The organism is Lysinibacillus sp. G4S2 (assembly GCF_030348505.1).
Taxonomy (GTDB): Bacteria; Bacillota; Bacilli; order Bacillales_A; family Planococcaceae; genus Lysinibacillus.
This window is the reverse complement of sequence record NZ_JAUCFJ010000002.1, coordinates 622,446-642,074: the sequence shown is the minus strand read 5'-3', so window position 1 is coordinate 642,074 and position 19,629 is coordinate 622,446. Positions and strand designations below refer to the sequence as shown.

General features: G+C 35.6%; 18 protein-coding genes and 1 pseudogene. 5 read left to right on the top strand and 14 right to left on the bottom strand.

Going from position 1 to position 19,629, the window contains the following annotated elements; all coding sequences use genetic code 11:
• Positions 1–269: 269 nt before the first annotated feature.
• The 13 genes and pseudogenes from tnpC to speB all read right to left on the bottom strand — a co-directional run bounded on the left by tnpC (position 270) and on the right by speB (position 12,720).
• Positions 270–1,841 carry an IS66 family transposase gene (gene tnpC / locus QUF91_RS03470; protein WP_289416858.1) on the bottom strand — a complete coding sequence of 524 codons (1,572 nt, stop codon included), beginning with the start codon at positions 1,839–1,841 and terminating at the stop codon, positions 270–272.
• 62 nt (positions 1,842–1,903) lie between these two features.
• Positions 1,904–2,257, bottom strand: coding sequence for an IS66 family insertion sequence element accessory protein TnpB (gene tnpB / locus QUF91_RS03465; protein ID WP_289416857.1), 354 nt, complete (start codon positions 2,255–2,257; stop codon positions 1,904–1,906).
• Positions 2,254–2,448 (bottom strand): hypothetical protein, encoded by a 195-nt coding sequence (locus QUF91_RS03460; RefSeq protein ID WP_285395386.1) that lies wholly within the window; start codon positions 2,446–2,448, stop codon positions 2,254–2,256. The genes tnpB and QUF91_RS03460 overlap by 4 nt, the downstream gene beginning before the upstream one ends.
• A gap of 255 nt (positions 2,449–2,703) precedes the next feature.
• Positions 2,704–3,396 (bottom strand): hypothetical protein, encoded by a 693-nt coding sequence (locus QUF91_RS03455; protein ID WP_289416856.1) that lies wholly within the window; start codon positions 3,394–3,396, stop codon positions 2,704–2,706.
• Positions 3,386–4,798, bottom strand: a complete 1,413-nt coding sequence (locus tag QUF91_RS03450) for an AAA family ATPase (RefSeq protein WP_289416855.1) — start codon at positions 4,796–4,798, stop codon at positions 3,386–3,388. The genes QUF91_RS03455 and QUF91_RS03450 overlap by 11 nt, the downstream gene beginning before the upstream one ends.
• Before the next feature lie 1,187 nt (positions 4,799–5,985).
• Positions 5,986–6,288 carry a S24/S26 family peptidase gene (locus QUF91_RS03445; protein ID WP_289416854.1) on the bottom strand — a complete coding sequence of 101 codons (303 nt, stop codon included), beginning with the start codon at positions 6,286–6,288 and terminating at the stop codon, positions 5,986–5,988.
• Positions 6,288–6,548, bottom strand: a complete 261-nt coding sequence (locus QUF91_RS03440; RefSeq protein WP_289416853.1) for a hypothetical protein — start codon at positions 6,546–6,548, stop codon at positions 6,288–6,290. The genes QUF91_RS03445 and QUF91_RS03440 overlap by 1 nt, the downstream gene beginning before the upstream one ends.
• Positions 6,536–6,865, bottom strand: a complete 330-nt coding sequence (locus QUF91_RS03435; protein ID WP_289416852.1) for a hypothetical protein — start codon at positions 6,863–6,865, stop codon at positions 6,536–6,538. Before QUF91_RS03435 ends, QUF91_RS03440 begins: the two co-directional genes overlap by 13 nt.
• A gap of 235 nt (positions 6,866–7,100) precedes the next feature.
• On the bottom strand, positions 7,101–7,280 hold the full coding sequence (locus QUF91_RS03430) for a hypothetical protein (protein ID WP_289416851.1): 180 nt from the start codon (positions 7,278–7,280) through the stop codon (positions 7,101–7,103).
• A 609-nt stretch (positions 7,281–7,889) separates the two neighbouring features.
• On the bottom strand, positions 7,890–10,355 hold the full coding sequence (locus QUF91_RS03425; protein ID WP_289416850.1) for an ATP-dependent helicase: 2,466 nt from the start codon (positions 10,353–10,355) through the stop codon (positions 7,890–7,892).
• A gap of 193 nt (positions 10,356–10,548) precedes the next feature.
• Positions 10,549–10,814: pseudogene (locus QUF91_RS03420) on the bottom strand (terminase small subunit).
• A 61-nt stretch (positions 10,815–10,875) separates the two neighbouring features.
• The gene (locus tag QUF91_RS03415) at positions 10,876–11,454 is read right to left on the bottom strand and encodes a hypothetical protein (RefSeq protein ID WP_289416849.1); all 579 of its coding nucleotides are present in this window, start codon (positions 11,452–11,454) and stop codon (positions 10,876–10,878) included.
• Between the two features lie 393 nt (positions 11,455–11,847).
• Positions 11,848–12,720: an agmatinase gene (speB, locus tag QUF91_RS03410; RefSeq protein ID WP_289416848.1), complete on the bottom strand. Its 873-nt coding sequence runs from the start codon at positions 12,718–12,720 to the stop codon at positions 11,848–11,850.
• Between the two features lie 311 nt (positions 12,721–13,031).
• Between speB and QUF91_RS03405 the strand changes: the two genes are divergently transcribed.
• Positions 13,032–15,089: a transglycosylase domain-containing protein gene (locus QUF91_RS03405; RefSeq protein ID WP_289416847.1), complete on the top strand. Its 2,058-nt coding sequence runs from the start codon at positions 13,032–13,034 to the stop codon at positions 15,087–15,089.
• Positions 15,090–15,441: 352 nt separating this feature from the next.
• Here QUF91_RS03405 and QUF91_RS03400 read toward each other — a convergent pair whose 3' ends face one another.
• Positions 15,442–15,960, bottom strand: a complete 519-nt coding sequence (locus tag QUF91_RS03400; protein WP_285398954.1) for a YwhD family protein — start codon at positions 15,958–15,960, stop codon at positions 15,442–15,444.
• A gap of 419 nt (positions 15,961–16,379) precedes the next feature.
• Here QUF91_RS03400 and QUF91_RS03395 point away from each other — a divergent pair, with 419 nt between their 5' ends.
• The 4 genes from QUF91_RS03395 (at position 16,380) to ltrA (ending at position 19,566) form a co-directional block, all read left to right on the top strand.
• Positions 16,380–16,565, top strand: coding sequence for a 2-hydroxymuconate tautomerase (locus tag QUF91_RS03395; RefSeq protein ID WP_068985249.1), 186 nt, complete (start codon positions 16,380–16,382; stop codon positions 16,563–16,565).
• A 96-nt stretch (positions 16,566–16,661) separates the two neighbouring features.
• Positions 16,662–17,030 (top strand): hypothetical protein, encoded by a 369-nt coding sequence (locus tag QUF91_RS03390; RefSeq protein ID WP_289416846.1) that lies wholly within the window; start codon positions 16,662–16,664, stop codon positions 17,028–17,030.
• An 8-nt stretch (positions 17,031–17,038) separates the two neighbouring features.
• Positions 17,039–17,707, top strand: coding sequence for a class A sortase (locus QUF91_RS03385; RefSeq protein WP_285398951.1), 669 nt, complete (start codon positions 17,039–17,041; stop codon positions 17,705–17,707).
• 596 nt (positions 17,708–18,303) lie between these two features.
• Positions 18,304–19,566, top strand: coding sequence for a group II intron reverse transcriptase/maturase (gene ltrA / locus QUF91_RS03380; RefSeq protein ID WP_289416808.1), 1,263 nt, complete (start codon positions 18,304–18,306; stop codon positions 19,564–19,566).
• Positions 19,567–19,629: the final 63 nt, after the last annotated feature.

Sequence of the window (19,629 nt, the reverse complement as noted above, 5' to 3'; positions counted from 1 at the left end):
CTATATCTAACTAAAACCTATAAGTATTGATATATCAATACGCAAATGTATTTCATGAAATTTTAAACTACGCAAGATAAAGAATAAAACAACTTTAATTTGGGGCTAGTTGGGGCTAATGTGGGGCTGAATAGGACTAATAAAATGGCGAGCGTGTGTACAGGAATGAGTGAGTGGATTGTAAGCCCGAATTCAAAAAAATATGCGCACCTCACGGCACGCACGACAAATGGCCAGCTTTCTGATGTTTTTTCAGATAGCTGGCTTTATTATGCACATGTAGCTTGAATCGACTCGGACCAAGGCATGTATTCTTGTAATAATTCTGGTTGTTGATGAATTGCGAGATTGGGTAAATCCGTCAAAAGCTTGACGAGGTATTTATAGAAATCTACACCATTCGCTTTTGCTGTTTCCGCTAGACTTAAGCAGATTGCATTGGCTTTTGCGCCCGCCTCACTGACAGAAAAGAGCCAGTTCTTCCTTCCTATCACGGTTGGACGGATCGCATTTTCGGCTGGATTATTATCGATTTCGATTTGCCCATTATACAAAAATGCTTTTAGTTCATTTCTTCTGTTCAACGTATACTCTGTTGCTGTGGCTAATGCGTTTTTGCCAAAGAATTGAGACTTTTCGAGCCAGTTAAAAAACTTCCGAATGACCCGTCTTGCGTAGCGCCATCTCATTTTTCGACGTTGCTTCGGCGGCAGCCCTTTGAATTTTTGCTCTAAAGCGTAGAGCTGATTACAGTAGGCCAAACCAATACGTCCGTTCTTGCTATCGACTTTTAACCAATAACGTCGAACGTGCGCCCAACAGTTGGCGAATGTGATGTTGGGTAACTTATCATAGGCAGAGTAGCCATCACAAATAATGGTGCCCTCAAAATTGGCCAAATATTCCTCCAATACCGTTCGACTTCGCGTTAACGCATGTTCAAATAGAATGATTACTGGCCCCTCAGTTGGGACTGTTCGGAATACCCAGTTATACGCGTTTGATTGTGCTCGCTTTCCATCAGAACGATTCAATACTTGGGCAACAGTTTCATCAATATGAAGTAGCGTTTTGACTGAAAGGACATTTTTCATCTCTTCATAAATTGGTAATAGCCACTCTTCTGCAACACGAATCACCCAATTCGAAAGATTTTTATCATTGGTGATTAAACCCGTACGTGCCCATTCTTTTACTTGGCGATAAAGTGGTAGGTAGAGTGAGAATTTATCATAGATGACTTTCGCCAACACCGTTGGCCCTGCGATGCTACGAGGAATCACTGCCATCGGCGCTTTCCCACGTTGAATAAACTGATTTTGTTCACGATCTTTTTTACATTGCTTACACTCATAGGCATGCTCAATATGCTGCACACGCACCAACTTGGCCGGAATAAACGCTGCTTCTTCACGGGTAATTGTGGAGCCGATTTCATGTAACTGACTTTGGCAACAGTCACATTGGAGATTTACTGGATGATGGTGAATTTCTTCCACTTCCACACCTTCTACGAATGAATCGTTACGCTTTTTCTTTTTATTTAAACGGGTCACTGTATACGTCACAGTTTCCGTGCTTTGTTCTTCTGTTTGCTCAGACCCATTAAAAGACGGATCATTATCGAATAACGAACATTGTCCATCTGGTGGTTGGTATTTTGACTTCTCCGAGCGCGAACCATAAATCATTTTGGTTAACTGGCGAACTTGTTCAGACAAGTATTTATTTTGGGCGAGTGACACGTCTAACTTTTTAGAAAGCTCTTCGTTTTGTTGCTTCATAACAGCGAGTTGCTCTTCTAATAAGTGAATTAATTTTTCTGTTGTTTCCATACTCATCTTGTTCACCACATTTCCGTTCAAATTATCTGCGGTTAATTATACCATTTAGAAAGTAGTGATTAAAAGACACCTTTTGCAGATTTCTGTATTGCCCTCGGTTGTTGAAGAGATAAACCTTCCAATAACCAACGCAATTCTTGTTGAGATAGATTTCGTACTTCCTTTTCATTTTTGGGCCATTGTAGCCTGCCATTGTCTAGACGTTTATAAAGTAGTGCAAAGCCGTCACCGTCAAAATAAAGACATTTATAGCGGTCCTTACTTATACCTGAAAATAAAAAAATCGAGTCACTATAAGGGTCCAGTTCAAACGAGTCCTGAACGAGGGTCGCTAGACCGTCAATCCCTTTACGCATGTCAGTTTTCCCGCAGACAATATAAATATTTTGCACGCGCGTAAAATCATGCTTCATTTTTGAACCAGCTCCTTCATCACAGCTTGAATGATGTGCTCATCTACGCCATTGAAGAAGGAGATTTCGCCCGCAGCAGTTTTAATCAGACAGCTTGGCCCAGCTGTCTGTTGGAAAGAATTAGTCGAGGTTGTTTCAGTTGGTATGGGATCCAGTTTAACTGGTACAATGGTTAATTTGTTAGTTGACATAAGGAAAGCACCTCCTTAGATAGATACATCTATCGTACCGGAGGTGCCAGGTTGTTTATATGCGTTATTTGATTACGGGCTTACAGTGGATTAATGAATTAATAAAACATTCTCAATAATAAAAAAACGCCAGCAATTCAGTTGACGTTTTAATCAGGTTTTCTCAAATCATGTTTCTATCAAATACTATGTAATAAAAAATCAAACAGTAAAAACTGATATTTTCTTTATATATTTTTTGCATTACACAATTTTTTATATTTCATATCGTCCCCTTATTAACCTATATCCCTTTGTATCTCTACCTATATCTTCTATTGCTATTTTTTTAAATTTGATATTCTCTGTAATGTTCCCCATATTAAAGCAAGTTTCGGAATGCTTCCACATCGACATTATTTCGTCGCTAATTTTCTTAACTTGAGTCGTATCAGTACCAGGATCCGCTCTAGGTGGGTTAAGATAATTGTACATTGAAGTCTTAACTTCTAATTTCGAATAAACTGTATAATATTTAATACTGTATTGGTTCTCAACCCCTAGTATTCTGGCTAGCATTTCACAGTGAATACTCCCTGCTTTAAATTGCTTAGCCATTTTAGGATATTGATTAAGTGGATTTAACTTAAGTTCAAATATATGAAAATTTATAAATTTACCTGTACAGTACTCAAAATAAATTCCATCTGGAAAATTATTGAAAGAAAGGAATCTCATAAAACCTGAGGGAGGGGTTTTAAAATATTTAATCCCCTCATATTGGTGTATATTTACCACTTTGTTAGTTTCATCAACTTCAACAAATCCCCTATATAAATCATTAAACCCATCACTATCAATATCTAATACCATAGAAAATTTATTCTGTGGATCAATTTCTATCAAGTGATCACTAAAAATGCGTTTTAGGTATAACTTCTTAATAAACTTCATTTCCTCAAATATCATCGTCCATGTCCTCTAGTATTTTAGAATGTATTTTATTAGATTCTTCGAATAGTTTTTCCAGTCCTTGAGTCATTAATTTTACGCGATATCCAAATGGTGTTTTTTCTGCTTCTTTTAAGTTTGTTCTACCATCTTCTAAGTTAATCAATTCATATACATTAGAAGATATATCTTCGTCTAAAAGTAGAGTATTATTCAATAATTGCAATAAGATTTCACTATGTGTACTAATAATTAACTTTTGTTTTTTATTCTTTATTATATTTTCAAAAAACGGAATTAACTTTCTCATACTACTTATTGATAGATGTGCCTCCGGTTCCTCTATAACAACTAGTTCAAAACGCTCTAAAGGATTTTCTAGCATTAAGTATGGCATCATTCGATTCTGCTTAGTAGAAAACAATCTTTTAGGCACTTCTATACCATCTTTTTGCTTGAATCCAACAATTTCTCCATCATCGTCGTAAATATAATCTCCATCAACCATCTCAGATAATACCTTTGAATTTCTAATACTAGGCAACCTAAATCTCTTTGTAAAGTCTTTAAAATTGTCGTATGACTTATAAAACAATTTTTCACTATAGCGTATATCTACATCTTCTGGATTATGCACTATCATCTTTACTATTCCTTTGTCATAAAAAGACGATCTCTCGGTTGGGAAAAATGCTATGTCACTATAGACTACATCATTGATAATTAACTTTATTATACATTCATTTATATAATCTTTAAGTTGTTCTTCAATTTCTTCTACTCCAAATAATACAGGTCTAAATGTAAAAGTATTTTCTTCATCTATTTGATTCACAGCTTCCGATTGATCAACATCGTATTCCATCTCTTTAACAATACTAAAGAGCTTGAACTCTTTTTGGAAACCATTAAATACATCTAAACGAACTTGTGTATCATCTACTTTTGAAATTGCAAATTGAACCTTATCTATTTTAAGATAATCAACCTCTGTAACCTCTAACCGCATACCATGTGATTTCTTATTTGAATTTCCACCTAGAATGTTCACTAAAATCTCAGTGTTAATACTCTTATTAAAATCACTTAAAGTATCTTTTAAAAAAGCATCTAACAACTTATATTGTAATTCGAAAGAACACTCGCCTTCAAAACGAGATCGTTCGAACACAGTAAAAGGTGTATTAAGTAATTTACTTACTATAGCTTTATCATCCCAATATAATTTTATAAGTTTCTTTAAAATTTCTGTATCACTAATTTTCTTCTTCAGTAGTTGACCTAGGGCTTTTTTTATATAAACTATAGTTTCTAAAAAAATAGTTTTACCACTTCCATTGTTCCCTACAACCACATTAAATTGCGCATCCGAAAATTTGGAGTCTTTTATTAAGGCTAAGTTTTCTATCAAAACTTTCATTAAGCTCGTCTCCTTAATTATTATAGAATTAATATCTTAAATATGAAGTACTTGTCTTCATATTTCAATTTATATTGATTATGCGCCATATTTTATTAATTTATGCGCCATATTTATTATTATGCCAAAGTCTATTACTAATCGTACAATAGGAACATTGTAAATATAGTACATATCAAAAGACTAGTAATAGATCGTTTATTCAAAAACGAAAATTTCTAACGATAGTAGAGATTTGTCTTTAATTATAAATGTCAAAATAACAATGTACATTTTTGCTAGTCTAAACATGTACACTTTCGCTGATTAACTACTTTTCTATACAAGTGCGTGAATAATTACAACTTGATATAGAGCCTCTACTCGCAAGAATCGGTAGCCAGAACCTAGCTATATCAAGAGCTGGCTAACCAATCAAGGCTATCATGCTCACCACTCCCTGTTAAGTTGTAATATAGACAAAAATCAAAAATGTACTTGATTAAATAAGCATTTTTGTATATATTTCAACGTTTATATTTAATCCGCAAAATCAAATATAGGTTTATACCTAATTAAATTTGTTGCCTTTATGTAATGTATACTTCTTCATGTTCAAGATTTAAAATCTCCCAATCAACAATCTTACTAATTACTAAAAATACTCCCCATCCTCAAAATTTATTTCATAAATAAATTTTGAAGCTACGGAGCAAGATACAACATCTTTTCGAAAATACATCAATAGTATAATAATTTTCTCGAATTGTGAATTTATCTTATCTTCAATTGACATCTCAATACCCTTAAACATATATCCAATCTTCTGATGAATCATTATTTTTTCTTTCTTATCCTTCAACAGGAGTTTTCGAGACTTTATCTATAAAATCTTAACTTGTATTCTTAGATATCCAATGTGTTATAAATTGGATTGTTACATATCTTGATATCACCCTATATAGTTAGACCAATTTCAAAATACATTCCCTTTTGGACCTATTTTAATTCTATTTACTTCGAAGTTAGTTAAAAGCTAACATGAGATATCGTACATAATCATTTAACGTCTCCCTTCCTTACTTTTTCCTTACCTCCAGTATAACTGTTATAAACGACTTTTGAAACAAAAAATCTCAAAAACACAAACAAATGTTCTTATCTATAATTGAGATGTAAATATAGAAAGAGCGCCTAAAGGGCATGAATCAATGGGCTGTAGAGTCTGCAAACGCTGCGGCTTTTTCTTTCCCCTCGAAACTTCTTTCAATCACCTTGCCAATAATCTTCACCTGATGTTCACGCACTACTTGGATACACTCACCCAGCAGCATAATTTGATTTCCGAAGCGGGTGAAGGTACTAACAAAACGCACCCCGGCCGCTTCAAATACTGCTAAATCCTTTCCGTTGCTTCGAGGCTGTTCTACTGTTGAAACTAGCACCTCGTCACCTTCTAATAGCCCTAAATAATTATTGTCATTCGATATTTCTAATTTGAATTCGCTCATTACACATACTCCCCTTTTTCGAGTGTTTTCTTTCCTAATAAAATTTCTTCTATGTCATTGATGGTACCTAACGCGCCATTATCATAGGCAACTTCTTCATAAACTTCTATTAATTCATTGTGTGCTTCCCGGTATGCTATCACTTTGCTAATTTCCTCTTCTAACCCATTATTAACTAATACTTCGGTTATAGCGTTATAAGCTGCTGCTTTCGCATCCCATAATTCATTGAAACGAGGATGATCTGTTACAGAATACATATTGTTTCCTCCTTCTTTTCCAACTCTACTGCTTTTTGTTTTATCAACTCAGTAACTTCGATTAAGCCTTTTCCCTTATAGTCTATTTCAAAAAGATTAGCTGCATATTTCACCGAATATACCAGAGCACCGTCCTCTTCAAACATAAAGCGTTTATAGGCCTCTAAAGATATAGTAGCTTCACGTTCATTCTTAACTTTTTCTTTCCATTCATGTAGAACAATACCTTCTACTTTGTGTATAAGTTTCAAGGTTAAAATACCTGCTGTGTTATCGCTACAAATTAAAAATCTATCGCTATAAATTTTACTTTTCACGCCTCTCACCCAATCTCTGTATTTGTTTTCAAAGCAACCTTTTCGAAAGTTCAAATTTACTAAAGTTAAAATCTATCTTTTCACCATTATGATCAAAAAACTAAGAATCTATTACATGAGATTAAAATATATTTCTTATACATGCCTCGCTTGATTTTCATGGGTAACTTCTTTTTGAGGTCCGACATAGCAAGCCATTCTTTTTTCCATCCAAATTTACTTTCTAGCATGCTTTTTATACGCAATCTGTTATTACAGTAATACGCTGGTCATACAGATAAACCTCAATCGCATTGATTGCCGCTACTAACGCATTCAACTCCGTCAGCAATTTACTATCCTTCGTTTCTTTCCATTCAGCTCCAGCTGCATAGAATTGATCTTTAAGATAATCGAGTGTGTTTTGTAAACGCATATCGCTTCTCCTCTCCTCTTAGTCACTTATTAATTCGGTGTGTGAGCAACTTCATATAGCCTTTTACCATGTCTCGTGTTATTTTCTGGCTTTCTTGCAATGATAGTACATTCATACATTCACCTACCTTTATGTTGCATGTCGGTTATTTCTAGTCCATTTACCGACTGGCTATTGATAACTTTTAATAACATTGTAGGAGGTGTTAGGATGCCTTTAACAATGGGGGAAAAAATTAAAGTTCTTTTGAATAGAAAAGATATGTCTGTTCAAGATTTAGCCTAAATACTGGGGCAATCAAGACAAAATATTAATACGAAATTGAAAAAGGATAATTTTAGCGAACAAGACTTACGAAAAATTGCTAACGTGTTAGAGGTTGAATTTGAGGGCTTTTTCTTCTTAAAAAATGGTGACAAAATCTAATAGCAACACAAAAAGCATCACTCATCATGAGTAGATGCTTTTCTTAAGCAAATATTATATTAAATCTGCCTTTTATGCGGACAAACAATAAACTCACACTTATAAAAAATGGTCAATTCAAATCAATACCGATATTCACGAAATAAAACTTTGGGTCTTTTTTATATTTTAAACTAGTTTTGTTTATTGTTTAGTGAAATCGATTGCAGGTAAATTAAGTTCTTTTAAAAAAGGTGAGCATTCTATAGGTCTATTATTTATATTTTTAGGATAGGTTATATATAAATTGTTTCTTGCCCTAGTTACAGCGACATACATTAATCTTCGCTCTTCCTCAATAGTTGTAATTGGCTCTGCCTTTTCTCTTGCTATATTTGCATCTATATTCTGAACAGAAATAGCTTTAGATGATGGTATACCACTATCATAAGCCCCAATTATAAAAACATTAGAAAAAGCTAAACCTTTACTGGAATGTATGGTTAAAAGATATAATGCATTATATTTTTTTTGGTGATATAGCTCAACTTTTTCCTTCATTTCATCCTGTTGTTTTTTCAGTTTGCAATAATATCTATATAATTCATCCCAACTATTTAGATTTTTACAAATGGACAAAATTTCTTCTTTTTGTACTTGATCCATTTCTTTTTTCACTTTTGGAAATTCAAATACCATTTGGATAAAATTATTAATATTTATTTCCTTATTTCCGGTTAATTCCAACATAAATTTTAAGTATCTTTTAATCATTGTCGAATCTACATTACTTCTAGAATTACCATTCAAAAATTCTAAAAAAGTATCAAGAGAATTATCACAAATTTCACCCGTAAAATCCCTTATTTTACTGAAAGGAATATAGTAACTAGACGCAATAGTATTATATATAGACGACCATCTTTTTTTCGTCACCAAATCTATCCAAGAATTGAAAAATTGAACAAAGAATGGGTAATTAAAAATACCTAATAAATCATCTGTTTTCTCAATAACAAAAGGAACCCCATTTTCAGTTAATACTGCTATAAAATCTGTTAGTTGGCTCTTGGAACGGTATAAAACAACACTTTTTGTATAATTTATTTTTTCCAATTTATTTCCGTATTTAAAAGATTCTTCTTTTATTCCTAGACTAATACATTTTTCTATTATTATTTTAGCTTCATGTTTTTGATTTTTTGTAAATATCACATAGTTTTCTCCTTTTTTCTTATGAAAAGGAATCATAGATTTACTAATTCTATCATGTTTATTGAATGCAATTACTCTATTACCTGCTTTAACAATTTCTTCAATAGAACGATAGTTTGTCATAAGTTCTATAGTATGAGTATTGTATACATTAGAAAAATCCTTTATATATGATGGATCAGATGCTCTAAAAGCATAGATGGACTGATCATCATCACCAACTATAATTAATTTAGTTTTATTATTTGAAGTGTTAATTATATCTCTAGGACAGATAAGTTCGATTATTTTCATTTGCAGCGGATTTGTATCTTGAAACTCATCAATAAAAATAAATTTGTACATACTTTGTGCTATATCTCTAGCGTCTATACTATCCTTCAACACATAATAAAGATTAAGTAAAAAGTCATCAAAAACAACTATGTTTTCGTTTTTCCTAATCTTTTGGAACTCTTCTATCATTCGATAAAACACTTCGCTAAGACAATAGCCTTCCTTCTTAAATTTTTCATCAAAGTGTTGATGTATAAAATTTTTTATTTCTGTATTGGAGTATCCCATACTAGTCCAATACGATAGTCGTTCAGATATGGTTTGTTCCCCTTCTTTATCAAAGGCATATAGCTTATATTTATTAATTAAGCGTTTTAACAAATCATTATATTTTTTTGCTCCCTCTATTGGATCATCACCTTGAACACCAATCTTTTTTAATTCGGGTTGCTTTTGTATAATTTGATTATATATTTGTATAAAAATGTTATGAAAGGTCCCAACTTTTATTAGGGATTTTTCTACTCCTAAAAATTTGTTTACTCTTTCCCTCATTTCTTTCGCTGCTTTTCTCGTGAAAGTAATCATTGCAATTTCTTTTTCGTCTATTTTTTTTACAAACTTTAAATACGCTGCTTTTGCACAAATAGTTTCTGTTTTTCCGCTTCCAGCACCAGCTATGATCCTAAGATGCTTTTCCATGTTATATCGGATTGAAGCTATTTGTTGTTCATTGAATGGATTACCTGTAATATCAATTATGTAATCAAAGAAACTTTTGTCATTATCATAAATATTTACTTGATCAATAGTAGATGATTCGGTAAAAGATGGGTTTCCATATAACTCTTTATACCTTTCTAACTCTAAATCTTTATTTTTAATTTCCGTTTCATAAGCAATACTCTTTTCAAATATTTCTTTAAAACCTTGTTTATACTTTTCTAATTCTAAATCTTTATTAATAATTTTTACTTCATAGTCATTATTCTCCTCTGTGATTTTTATGAAGTCCTGTTTATATTTAAGAACTAGTTTTCGATATTTCTCTATTTCTTTTTCATATTCTGATTTTGTCCCCAAAACATTTTTATAACTATTATTCATTTCCTCTAATTCAAGCTTTAAATTTTCATTTTCAACTTTTAGTTTCTTTTTACCTAATATATTACTTAACATTATTATTCCCTTTCCATTTCAGATAGTTGTTAATCCAAATACTTAATTAAATGCCAAATATTGATTCATTATACAGGACTAATATAACTAATGTTGAAAGATAATCCAATCATAAAATTAAAAAAATATTGAATTACTTAATTTTTTATCTAACAACTTGTAATTAACTGAAAAACAAAGTGATTTCAGTTGATCAATAGAATAATCCTCTTGCCAAAATAGCTGTTAGAAATTCTATCACTTTTTGTTGAGTAGCTACACGCTCAGATTTTAATTCTTCCATGCGATTGTCTATATAGTTTTTTATGCTCACATTTGCAACTTTTTTATGAGCATTACCTCTTGCATAGCTTTACTGTATCCAGCCTTTATCGCAACTTGTTCTACATTGCCTAATTCGATATAAAAGTCTGCAAATGCTTGTTGTTTCGCTGTTAATTTCTTTTCAATCAATGGCATCACCCCATTATGCTAGTTGCTTATTTTAATCAAAATAAAAAACCACATACAAAAATGTGGTTTACGTTATTTTCAAAATATTTTTTTCTTTGTTAACTGATATATCTAGATCCGATACAATATCATTTAACTCCGTTTGAACCATGATTACATCTTCTATAGATTGTATATTTCTATCCCGATAGATCTTTTCAAATGTATCGTTTGCATCAAAACCTTTATTCATCAATTCATCACTAGATAACGTGATATATGATAAATCACTTGCTTTAGGCTTATATTCAACAACCCTGAGAGTCGGATCGTTAGAAAATGTGTAAAGCACAATTTCGTTTAGATGGCTTCTGCCTCCTAACACTACTTGGCATTTCGCAATTTTTAAATCTATTTTTTTAACAAGTTCATCACGAATTAACTCAGCGTTATTTTTTAAATCATAAAATAAATCGCCTGAAAACTTACTAAAAAGAGCTTCGGCAACCCCTACATTACCAGTACAAGCGATAAATTGTTTATCGTTAATTCCTCTTACTTTTAAGAAATCTTCACTTATTACTTCTTTCGTTTCTGAATTAATTTGTCTACTATCAGCCACTACCGTAACAAAATTCTCCATAGCAACCACTGAAATAAAACTCATATTATCATCTCCTTTATTTTAATAATAAACCAATAAATGAAATATATGTAATGACTTTTTGCTCTCAAAAGCAAGACAGATGAATCAAAGGGGAGGAAACTCTGCTCGATACTTACTTTTCAGGGCAAAATAAAAGCACCCTTATCGGATGCAATACTCTTGATAATTTCAGGAGATGGAGGCGCAAACGGTAACTGTATTTAGCGAGAGTTTAAAGGCAATTGGGGCTAAAAGTGGGGCTAGCTAATAGCTAAACCCCACTCCAACCGCTTCATATTAACATTTTGAAGTCTCTTACCCAGCCCAAAATCATTTCTCTTAGCAATTTAGAAACTGTGTTTGCGACTGACGTTTCACTTTCGTCGCAGAATGCACTAGTTAATGTTTCTAGCTTTATTTTACCCAGCCTAAAATCATTTCTCTTAACAATTTACTCGCTGTGTTTGCTGTCATTTCTGATGTGTCGTAGATTGGTGCTACTTCAACTAGGTCAAAGCCAACTACATTAACATTACTTGCTGCGATTGCATGGATTGATGCTAGTAATTCTTTTGATGTAATTCCTCCGCAATCTACTGTTCCTGTGCCTGGTGCATGTGCAGGATCGAGTACATCAATATCAATCGTCACGTATACATTACGTCCTGCTAAAGTAGGTAATACCTCTTTTAATGGCTCTAGCACTTCGAATTTTGAAATGTGCATGCCATTTTCCTTCGCCCATTCGAATTCTTCCTTCATACCTGAACGAATACCAAATGAATACACATTTTTTGGTCCGATATGTTCAGCAATTTTACGAATAGGAGTTGAGTGAGAAAGTGGCTCCCCTTCATATTCAACACGTAAGTCTGTATGTGCATCGAAGTGGATAATTGCTAGGTCATCATACTTTGCTGATACAGCCTTCATTACAGGCCAAGATACTAAATGTTCGCCACCCATGCCAACTGGAATCTTGTCATCCGCTAAAAGCTGCTCGATATACTTTTCAATTTCATCTAAAGAACGCTGTGCATTCCCGAATGGTAACGGTATATCTCCTGCATCAAAATATTTCACTTCTTCTAGCTCACGGTCTAAATATGGGCTGTATTCTTCTAGACCAATCGATACTTCGCGAATACGTTGCGGACCAAATCGTGAGCCCGGACGATAACTAACTGTCCAATCCATTGGCATACCGTAAATGACTGCCTGAGCATCCTCATATGTTGGATGACTTTTTATAAAAACATTTCCTGAATAAGCTTCATCAAATCTCATTGCTCGACCTCCACTTTTATTAGGAATTAATCCTATTTAATTTCATTATTACCATTACTCTAGTAAGGACTTACAGGATTGTAATGAAACCTCTATCCTTGAATCCTCGTATACATTATTGGAATGTCTAGCAAAATTCGATTAAAATTTACAAAGTGTCTTTCTTTTGTCGAACACTAGCATTTCAAACAGTACAAAAAAAGTATAGATGTTTTTGAATAAAGTGCAATAGTTTTTACCTAGAATTTCGATTAAAGATGAATGTTCAGACACATACTATATGCAAGTGTGAGAAAACGAGGTGAAGTCGGATGAAGAGAAAAAGCTATCAACGTAAGCAAAAACGGACAAAGCGGACACGCAAAGCACTTACCCTTTTTGTCGCCTTTGCATCTGCTATTATAGTAGCGTTTATAGCTCTACGCGTCTATGTTCAAGTGGCTGGTGCCCCGCCTCTAACCGTACCTAAAGCCTCTATTTTCTTAGATGAAAATGAGAACCAGATTGGGGATCACTTTACGAATGAACGACGTTATTGGGTTAGTCTTGATGAGATGTCCCCCTATTTAAAAACAGCAGTGGTCGCTGTTGAGGATAAAGACTTTTATAAGCATAAAGGATTTGATTTTTCACGTATTGCTGGTGCGTTATTAGTCGACCTTAAGGCTGGAAGTAAGGTTCAAGGAGCAAGTACTATTACACAACAATATGCTCGAAATCTATATCTTTCACATGAAAAGTCTTGGACACGAAAATTAAATGAAGCACTGTATGCTTATAGAATAGAAGTTTTTTATGATAAGGATGAAATACTGGAAGGCTACTTAAATACTGTTTACTACGGACATGGTATGTACGGTGTAGAAGCAGCTAGTCGATTTTATTTCGGAAAATCTGCCAGTGATTTAACGCTAGCGGAAGCAGCAATGTTAACTGGAATTCCAAAAGGACCAAGTATTTACTCCCCTATCGCCAATCTAGATAAGGCAACTGATCGCCAGCACGTTATTTTAAAGCTGATGGCCGATCAAGGTGTCATTACGCAAGATGAAAAAACACGTGCAGAAAGTGAAAAGCTTGTTTTAAAGAATGATAGTTGGGTGGCAACAAAATCTGTCGCACCATACTTCCTGGACGTAGCATGGCAAGAGGCTAGTGACATTTTGAAGTCAAAAAATCTCGACATTAGTGAAGGTGGCTGGACTATCCAAACAACCCTTAATCAAGGACACCAAAAGGCAGCAGAAGAAGCTGTAGCCAAAAATATGCCTGCTAACGATCTCCAAGCCGCATTTGTGAGTATGGAATCCAAAACAGGTGCCGTTACAGCACTAGTCGGAGGTCGTGACTATGCTGCAAGTTCATTTAACAGGGTTACACAGGCAAAACGTCAGCCAGGTTCAACCATTAAACCTATTTTATATGCCGCAGCTTTAGAGAATGGTTATACGCCATTAACTTTTTTAGATGTAGGTGAGACAACTTTCACTTATGATAAAGGACGTTCAACATATTCTCCTAAAAATGTTAACGGTCAATTTGCAACGCATGATATGTCTATGGCACAAGCTATCGCTATTTCTGATAATATTTACGCAGTTAAAACTTTAGAGGAAATTGGATTTAAAACATTTCACGAGATGGCTGATCGCTTCAATGTAAATATCGGTGATAAGGACAATTTATCGATCGCGCTAGGAACAGCTGAAACTACTTTATATGAAATGACGAATGCCTATAATATTTTAGCATCACAAGGTCAAGAAACCGCTCCTACTACTATTATTTCTATTAAAGATGCTAATGGTGATATCATCTACGAAAGTAAAGAAGCTACTAAAGAAGCTGAGACGGTTCTCTCAAAAGAAGATACGTTTATCTTAACAGAAATGATGACAGGTATTTTCGATCCTGTATTTAGCGATTATTCTCCAGCTACAGGGATTAGCATTCGCAATCGTATGACGCATACGTATGCAGCAAAATCTGGCTCTACAAATAGTGATCAATGGTTAATTGGATTTACACCTAGTTTAACTGCTGGCGTGTGGAACGGCTATGACCAAGGAAAAAATATAGAAGCAAAAGAAGATACTGCAGCGACAAAGAAAATATGGATCGACTATATGGAGGCTGTCAATAAAGGAACAAAGAACGAGGATTTCACAAAGCCTAAAGGTGTAAAAGGTGTGGTCGTCGATGTGGAAACAGGTAAGCTCGCAACAGATGCCTGCCCTAAACAACGTCTGGTCTATGTAGACGAAAAGGATGTACCGACTGAAAAATGTTCAAAAAGCTTTGATATTCTCGATCGAGATACGTGGGGAGAAATTTGGAATATGCTCCCATTCTCAATTTTTAAAGATTAATTTATAATGTGGAACCTTTATTAGTTAATCACGTTCTAAATAACGAAGGCTCTCGACAAAGTAATAGACATATAAAAAAAGAAAGAAAAGCTTTCTCTTCCCCGGAGCCGTGTCCGTGGGAACAGAAAGCTTTTCTTATTTATGGTTCGCGAAGTAGATGAGCATCATGGGGCATTTGGCTTGGGTTTGGGTTGTTCAAATGCCACATAGTGCTCATCACATTCGCGAAAACCAAGTGTCCTAGCTTACTAAAATGTAAGCTCTGCCTCAAGTTTACTTTGTTTCAAACCCACTTTCAACCTTATATCGAAAGCGATTGCAAATTGTCACAGATTGTTCAATCATTGCAAGTCTATTCTGCAATTAAGTCTTGACGCAATTGGTCCTCACTACGTGCCCACAGCTCTGGATTGAGCTCCTCTAGAAAAGAAGCTAACACTTTTTTAGATGGTGCATCCATATGCTCTACCATAATATGACGCTTCATAGATTTATCCATTTTATTAACATGATCAGCTAAAATTTTATAGCCTCGACGTTTTTCTCGATTGACTACCATTTCACACGCAGTTACACCTGCATAATAAGGTCCATCCTCTTTATGGTCAATCGTCACCCATACTAACCAATACGATTTTCCACCCTCTGAATCAGCACGATCTGTCGTAAATTTAATACCACGTTCCACATCACTACGAGCATGCATAGCACCGATTTCAACTGATGCCGTCCCCTCTTCTGTATCGATAATAACTGGCGATACGTTTTCAAGTGAAAGCGAACCAATCCCAAATCCCTTATGTCCATCTGTCGGGTCATTTTTAATAATAGTAAAGCCCATTTTTTGTTTTGATTTTTCTTCATTTGCCATACTTTAATTACCTCCATTCTGCTATTATAAAGTAAAGCATAGTTAGCGCATTAGTGCCGTAACGAAAGCGACACTAGCATTGCGCAAATGCCTAAATACGAGTAAGAAGTTTATATACTTTCTTATCAATTTCGCCTTGGCGTAATTGCGTCCAGATTTTGAATTGTGCTCAGGCCTGCACGCTGCAGGTCAGTTAGCCGTTTTCGCAGGATGCGAAGGTTTTAGGCTAACATCCTTTATTCATTCCTTTCAAAATCCGTGACATCCGCCGGAGGCTTTATCTTCATTCAGTAGGTGTTTGGACATTCTTGGAAAAAGAACCACACCTGCATTCATCTTACCACCTTCAGAGGTTGAAGTCTTCTACTGAATGGAGATAAACTTACTATACAACATTATTCAATAAAGGAGACAATATTATGCCATACGTAACAGTGAAAATGCTTGAAGGTCGTACAGACGAACAAAAACGCGCACTAGTAAAAGAAGTAACAGAAGCCGTTTCTCGTACAGTTAACGCACCAGCAGAAAACGTAACAGTTTTCATCGAAGAAATGCCTAAAAACCATTACGGCGTTGCAGGCGTGCTCCACAGCGATAAATAATGAGTTAACGGGTAGAGCATTATAAAAAAGCTCTACTCTTTTTACGTATGGTGAGTTATTGACGATACATACCGTTTTCCGAAGGCCGGGCTATAATTGCCGATTTTTTTAGTTTTAGCGGCGGAGTTTGATCTGTTAGCGGCGGAACTCGACTCTTTTGCGGCGATGTTTTCACCTTTACCGGCGGAAATCGAACCTTTACCGGCGATGTTTTCACCTTTACCGGCGGAACTCGAACCTTTAGCGGCGATGTTTTTACTTTTACCGGCGGAAATCGAACCTTTACCGGCGATTCTTTCACTTTTACCGGCGGAAATCGAACTGTTACCAGCGATTCTTTCACTTTTACCGGCGGAACTCGACTCTTTAACGGCGATTCTTTCACTTTTACCGGCGAAAATCAACACTTTAGCGGCGATGTTTTCACCTTTACCAGCGATTCGTAATTTCAATACTAGGATGTGATTTATGAAATGAAAAAACTTAAACTAACACTACTCATTTGTATGCTCATCATTGGCCTCTTACTTATTTTTATTAATCCTATTCAAAATGCCATTATCACTCATTTAAGTAAGCAATTAAATACAACTGATTACAGTGCAGAGGATATTGAAAAGAACAATAATGCGGATGCCGATTTTGAATTTGAAGCAGTGCAATCACTATCTATTGCAGAAGTTTTAAAAGCTCAAACAACAGCTAATAAAATGCCTGTCATTGGTAGTATCGCTGTTCCTAGTGTTGATATGCAACTTCCTATCGTCAAAGGAGTTGGTAATGCCTCTCTAGCCGTTGGAGCGGGCACCATGAAGCCTAATCAAAAACTGGGACAAGGAAACTACGCATTAGCGGGTCATTACTTTGAAGAAACAGATGTTTTATTTAGCCCCTTATACAAAGCAAATATAGGAGATACGATTTATGTAACAGACTTAACGAATATTTATGAGTACAAATTAACGACTAAGGAAATCATCGCTGCCACGGATGTTTATGTTATTGATGATATCCCTGATAAAACCGTTTTGACCCTCGTTACATGCGCTGATAAAGGGACGAAAAGACTTGCCATTCAAGCAGATTTTGTTGCGCAATATCCGTTTGACAAAGCACCTGCAAAGCTATCAGAAACTTTTTAGTATACGAAAAACCCCAAGATTTTTATGATCTTGGGGTTTTCTTATGTGCGCCCGGCATGCGTATGAACTATAGGGTGCAAGTCCCGAACCCCGAAGACAGAAGTAGAGGTTAGCCAAGAGCAAGGGTGTCCGTGGCGACGCGGAATCTGAAGGAAGCTGGAGGCAAAACACCGGTCCGAGGAACACGAATCTCATATAAGGCTAGGTATGATTGGATGAGTGTGCATAACAACACAAAGTCCTTTCTGTCGAAGGTCATATCGAGTAAATGAGGCGGATAGATGGTGTGAAAGTGCATGCGCTTACCCGGGGAGGTCTGATGGAAACGCAAAGTACACTTTGTAACCTACTTAGCGATAGGTAGCTGAACCATCAGAAGTCAGCAGAGGTCATAGTACCATTCACTTCTAGAATGAATGGGAAGGACCGAACAATTCGGAGAGAATAGCCCTTGGCATGCAGTTTTCTATGGTAAACACAGAAAATCCAGAAGGACCGACTTAATGGAGGTAATGGTGAATCCCATGAGGGACATTGAGCGGGTGCAGTAGAAACTGTTATAAGAAGACAAGCTATTCACGGAGGAGTCGAACGAGATGCTAATGAATCAAATATTATCACGGGAGAATCTGCTTCTCGCACTCAAACGGGTGGAACGAAACAAAGGGAGTCATGGAGTAGACAAAATGCCCGTAAAATTCCTACGACAGCATGTAGTCGAAAACTGGCTAACGATTAAGAAGCAAATTCTTGAGGGAACCTACCAACCACAACCAGTTCGCAGAATCGAAATCCCGAAACCTGACGGCGGTGTGCGACTATTAGGAATCCCAACCGTGACAGACCGACTCATTCAACAGGCGATTGCCCAAGTGCTATCCAACCTATATGACCCGAACTTCTCGAATCATAGTTACGGATTTCGACCAAAACGAAGTGCTCACGATGCAATCCGAGAAGCCAAAGGTCATATAAAAGAAGGATACCGCTGGGTAGTAGATATGGACTTAGAGAAATTCTTCGACAAAGTAAACCATGACCGTCTAATGAGTACATTAGCGAAGAAAATTTCTGATAAACCTCTACTCAAGCTGATTCGTAGATACTTACAATCGGGTGTCATGATAAATGGTGTCGTTTATGATACAGATGAAGGAACACCCCAAGGGGGCCCACTGAGTCCACTTCTCTCAAATATTGTGCTGGATGAATTAGACAAAGAATTAGAGAAACGTGGTCATAAATTTGTCCGTTACGCCGATGACTGCAATATTTATGTGAAAACAAAACGAGCAGGAGAACGAGTGATGGCAAGTATCAAAACCTTTATTGAGAAGACGCTACGATTGAAAATAAATGAGAAGAAATCCGCAGTGGCTCGTCCTTGGCAACGTAAATTCCTAGGATTTAGCTTTACCTCCCGCAAAGAACCACAAGTTCGAATTGCGAAAGAGAGCATAAAGCGAATGAAGAACAAAATTCGGGAATTAACAGCTAGAAAGAAGCCATTTCCAATGGAGTACCGAATTCAACAATTGAATCAATATTTAATTGGGTGGTGTGGCTACTTTGCATTAGCGGATACGAAATCAATATTTGAATCACTGGATGGATGGATTAGAAGAAGACTTCGCATGTGTTTATGGAAGAATTGGAAAAAGCCTCGTACGAAAGTGTGCAACCTCATTCGTTTAGGAGTTCCAGACTGGAAGGCTTACGAATGGGGCAATACTCGCAAGAGTTACTGGCGTATCTCGAAAAGTCCAATATTACACAGAACCCTTGATAACTCTTATTGGAGTAACCAAGGGCTCAAAAGTCTGCAAGCTCGTTATGAAATCTTGCGTTATTCATCTTAATTGAACCGCCGTATACGGATCCGTACGTACGGTGGTTGGAGAGGTCGGGAGTTAATCACTCCC

Bases quoted from the DNA above. Each gene is read 5' to 3' on its own strand.
- QUF91_RS03405 (WP_289416847.1), top strand. From the start codon at position 13,032: ATGAAGAGAAAAAGCTATCAACGTAAGCAAAAACGGACAAAGCGGACA.
- QUF91_RS03415 (WP_289416849.1), bottom strand. From the start codon at position 11,454: ATGAGTTTTATTTCAGTGGTTGCTATGGAGAATTTTGTTACGGTAGTG.
- tnpC (WP_289416858.1), bottom strand. From the start codon at position 1,841: ATGAGTATGGAAACAACAGAAAAATTAATTCACTTATTAGAAGAGCAA.
- tnpB (WP_289416857.1), bottom strand. From the start codon at position 2,257: ATGAAGCATGATTTTACGCGCGTGCAAAATATTTATATTGTCTGCGGG.
- ltrA (WP_289416808.1), top strand. From the start codon at position 18,304: ATGCTAATGAATCAAATATTATCACGGGAGAATCTGCTTCTCGCACTC.
- QUF91_RS03455 (WP_289416856.1), bottom strand. From the start codon at position 3,396: ATGATATTTGAGGAAATGAAGTTTATTAAGAAGTTATACCTAAAACGC.
- QUF91_RS03425 (WP_289416850.1), bottom strand. From the start codon at position 10,355: ATGTTAAGTAATATATTAGGTAAAAAGAAACTAAAAGTTGAAAATGAA.
- speB (WP_289416848.1), bottom strand. From the start codon at position 12,720: ATGAGATTTGATGAAGCTTATTCAGGAAATGTTTTTATAAAAAGTCAT.
- QUF91_RS03385 (WP_285398951.1), top strand. From the start codon at position 17,039: ATGAAAAAACTTAAACTAACACTACTCATTTGTATGCTCATCATTGGC.
- QUF91_RS03400 (WP_285398954.1), bottom strand. From the start codon at position 15,960: ATGGCAAATGAAGAAAAATCAAAACAAAAAATGGGCTTTACTATTATT.
- QUF91_RS03430 (WP_289416851.1), bottom strand. From the start codon at position 7,280: ATGCGTTTACAAAACACACTCGATTATCTTAAAGATCAATTCTATGCA.
- QUF91_RS03450 (WP_289416855.1), bottom strand. From the start codon at position 4,798: ATGAAAGTTTTGATAGAAAACTTAGCCTTAATAAAAGACTCCAAATTT.
- QUF91_RS03460 (WP_285395386.1), bottom strand. From the start codon at position 2,448: ATGTCAACTAACAAATTAACCATTGTACCAGTTAAACTGGATCCCATA.
- QUF91_RS03445 (WP_289416854.1), bottom strand. From the start codon at position 6,288: ATGAGCGAATTCAAATTAGAAATATCGAATGACAATAATTATTTAGGG.
- QUF91_RS03395 (WP_068985249.1), top strand. From the start codon at position 16,380: ATGCCATACGTAACAGTGAAAATGCTTGAAGGTCGTACAGACGAACAA.
- QUF91_RS03440 (WP_289416853.1), bottom strand. From the start codon at position 6,548: ATGTATTCTGTAACAGATCATCCTCGTTTCAATGAATTATGGGATGCG.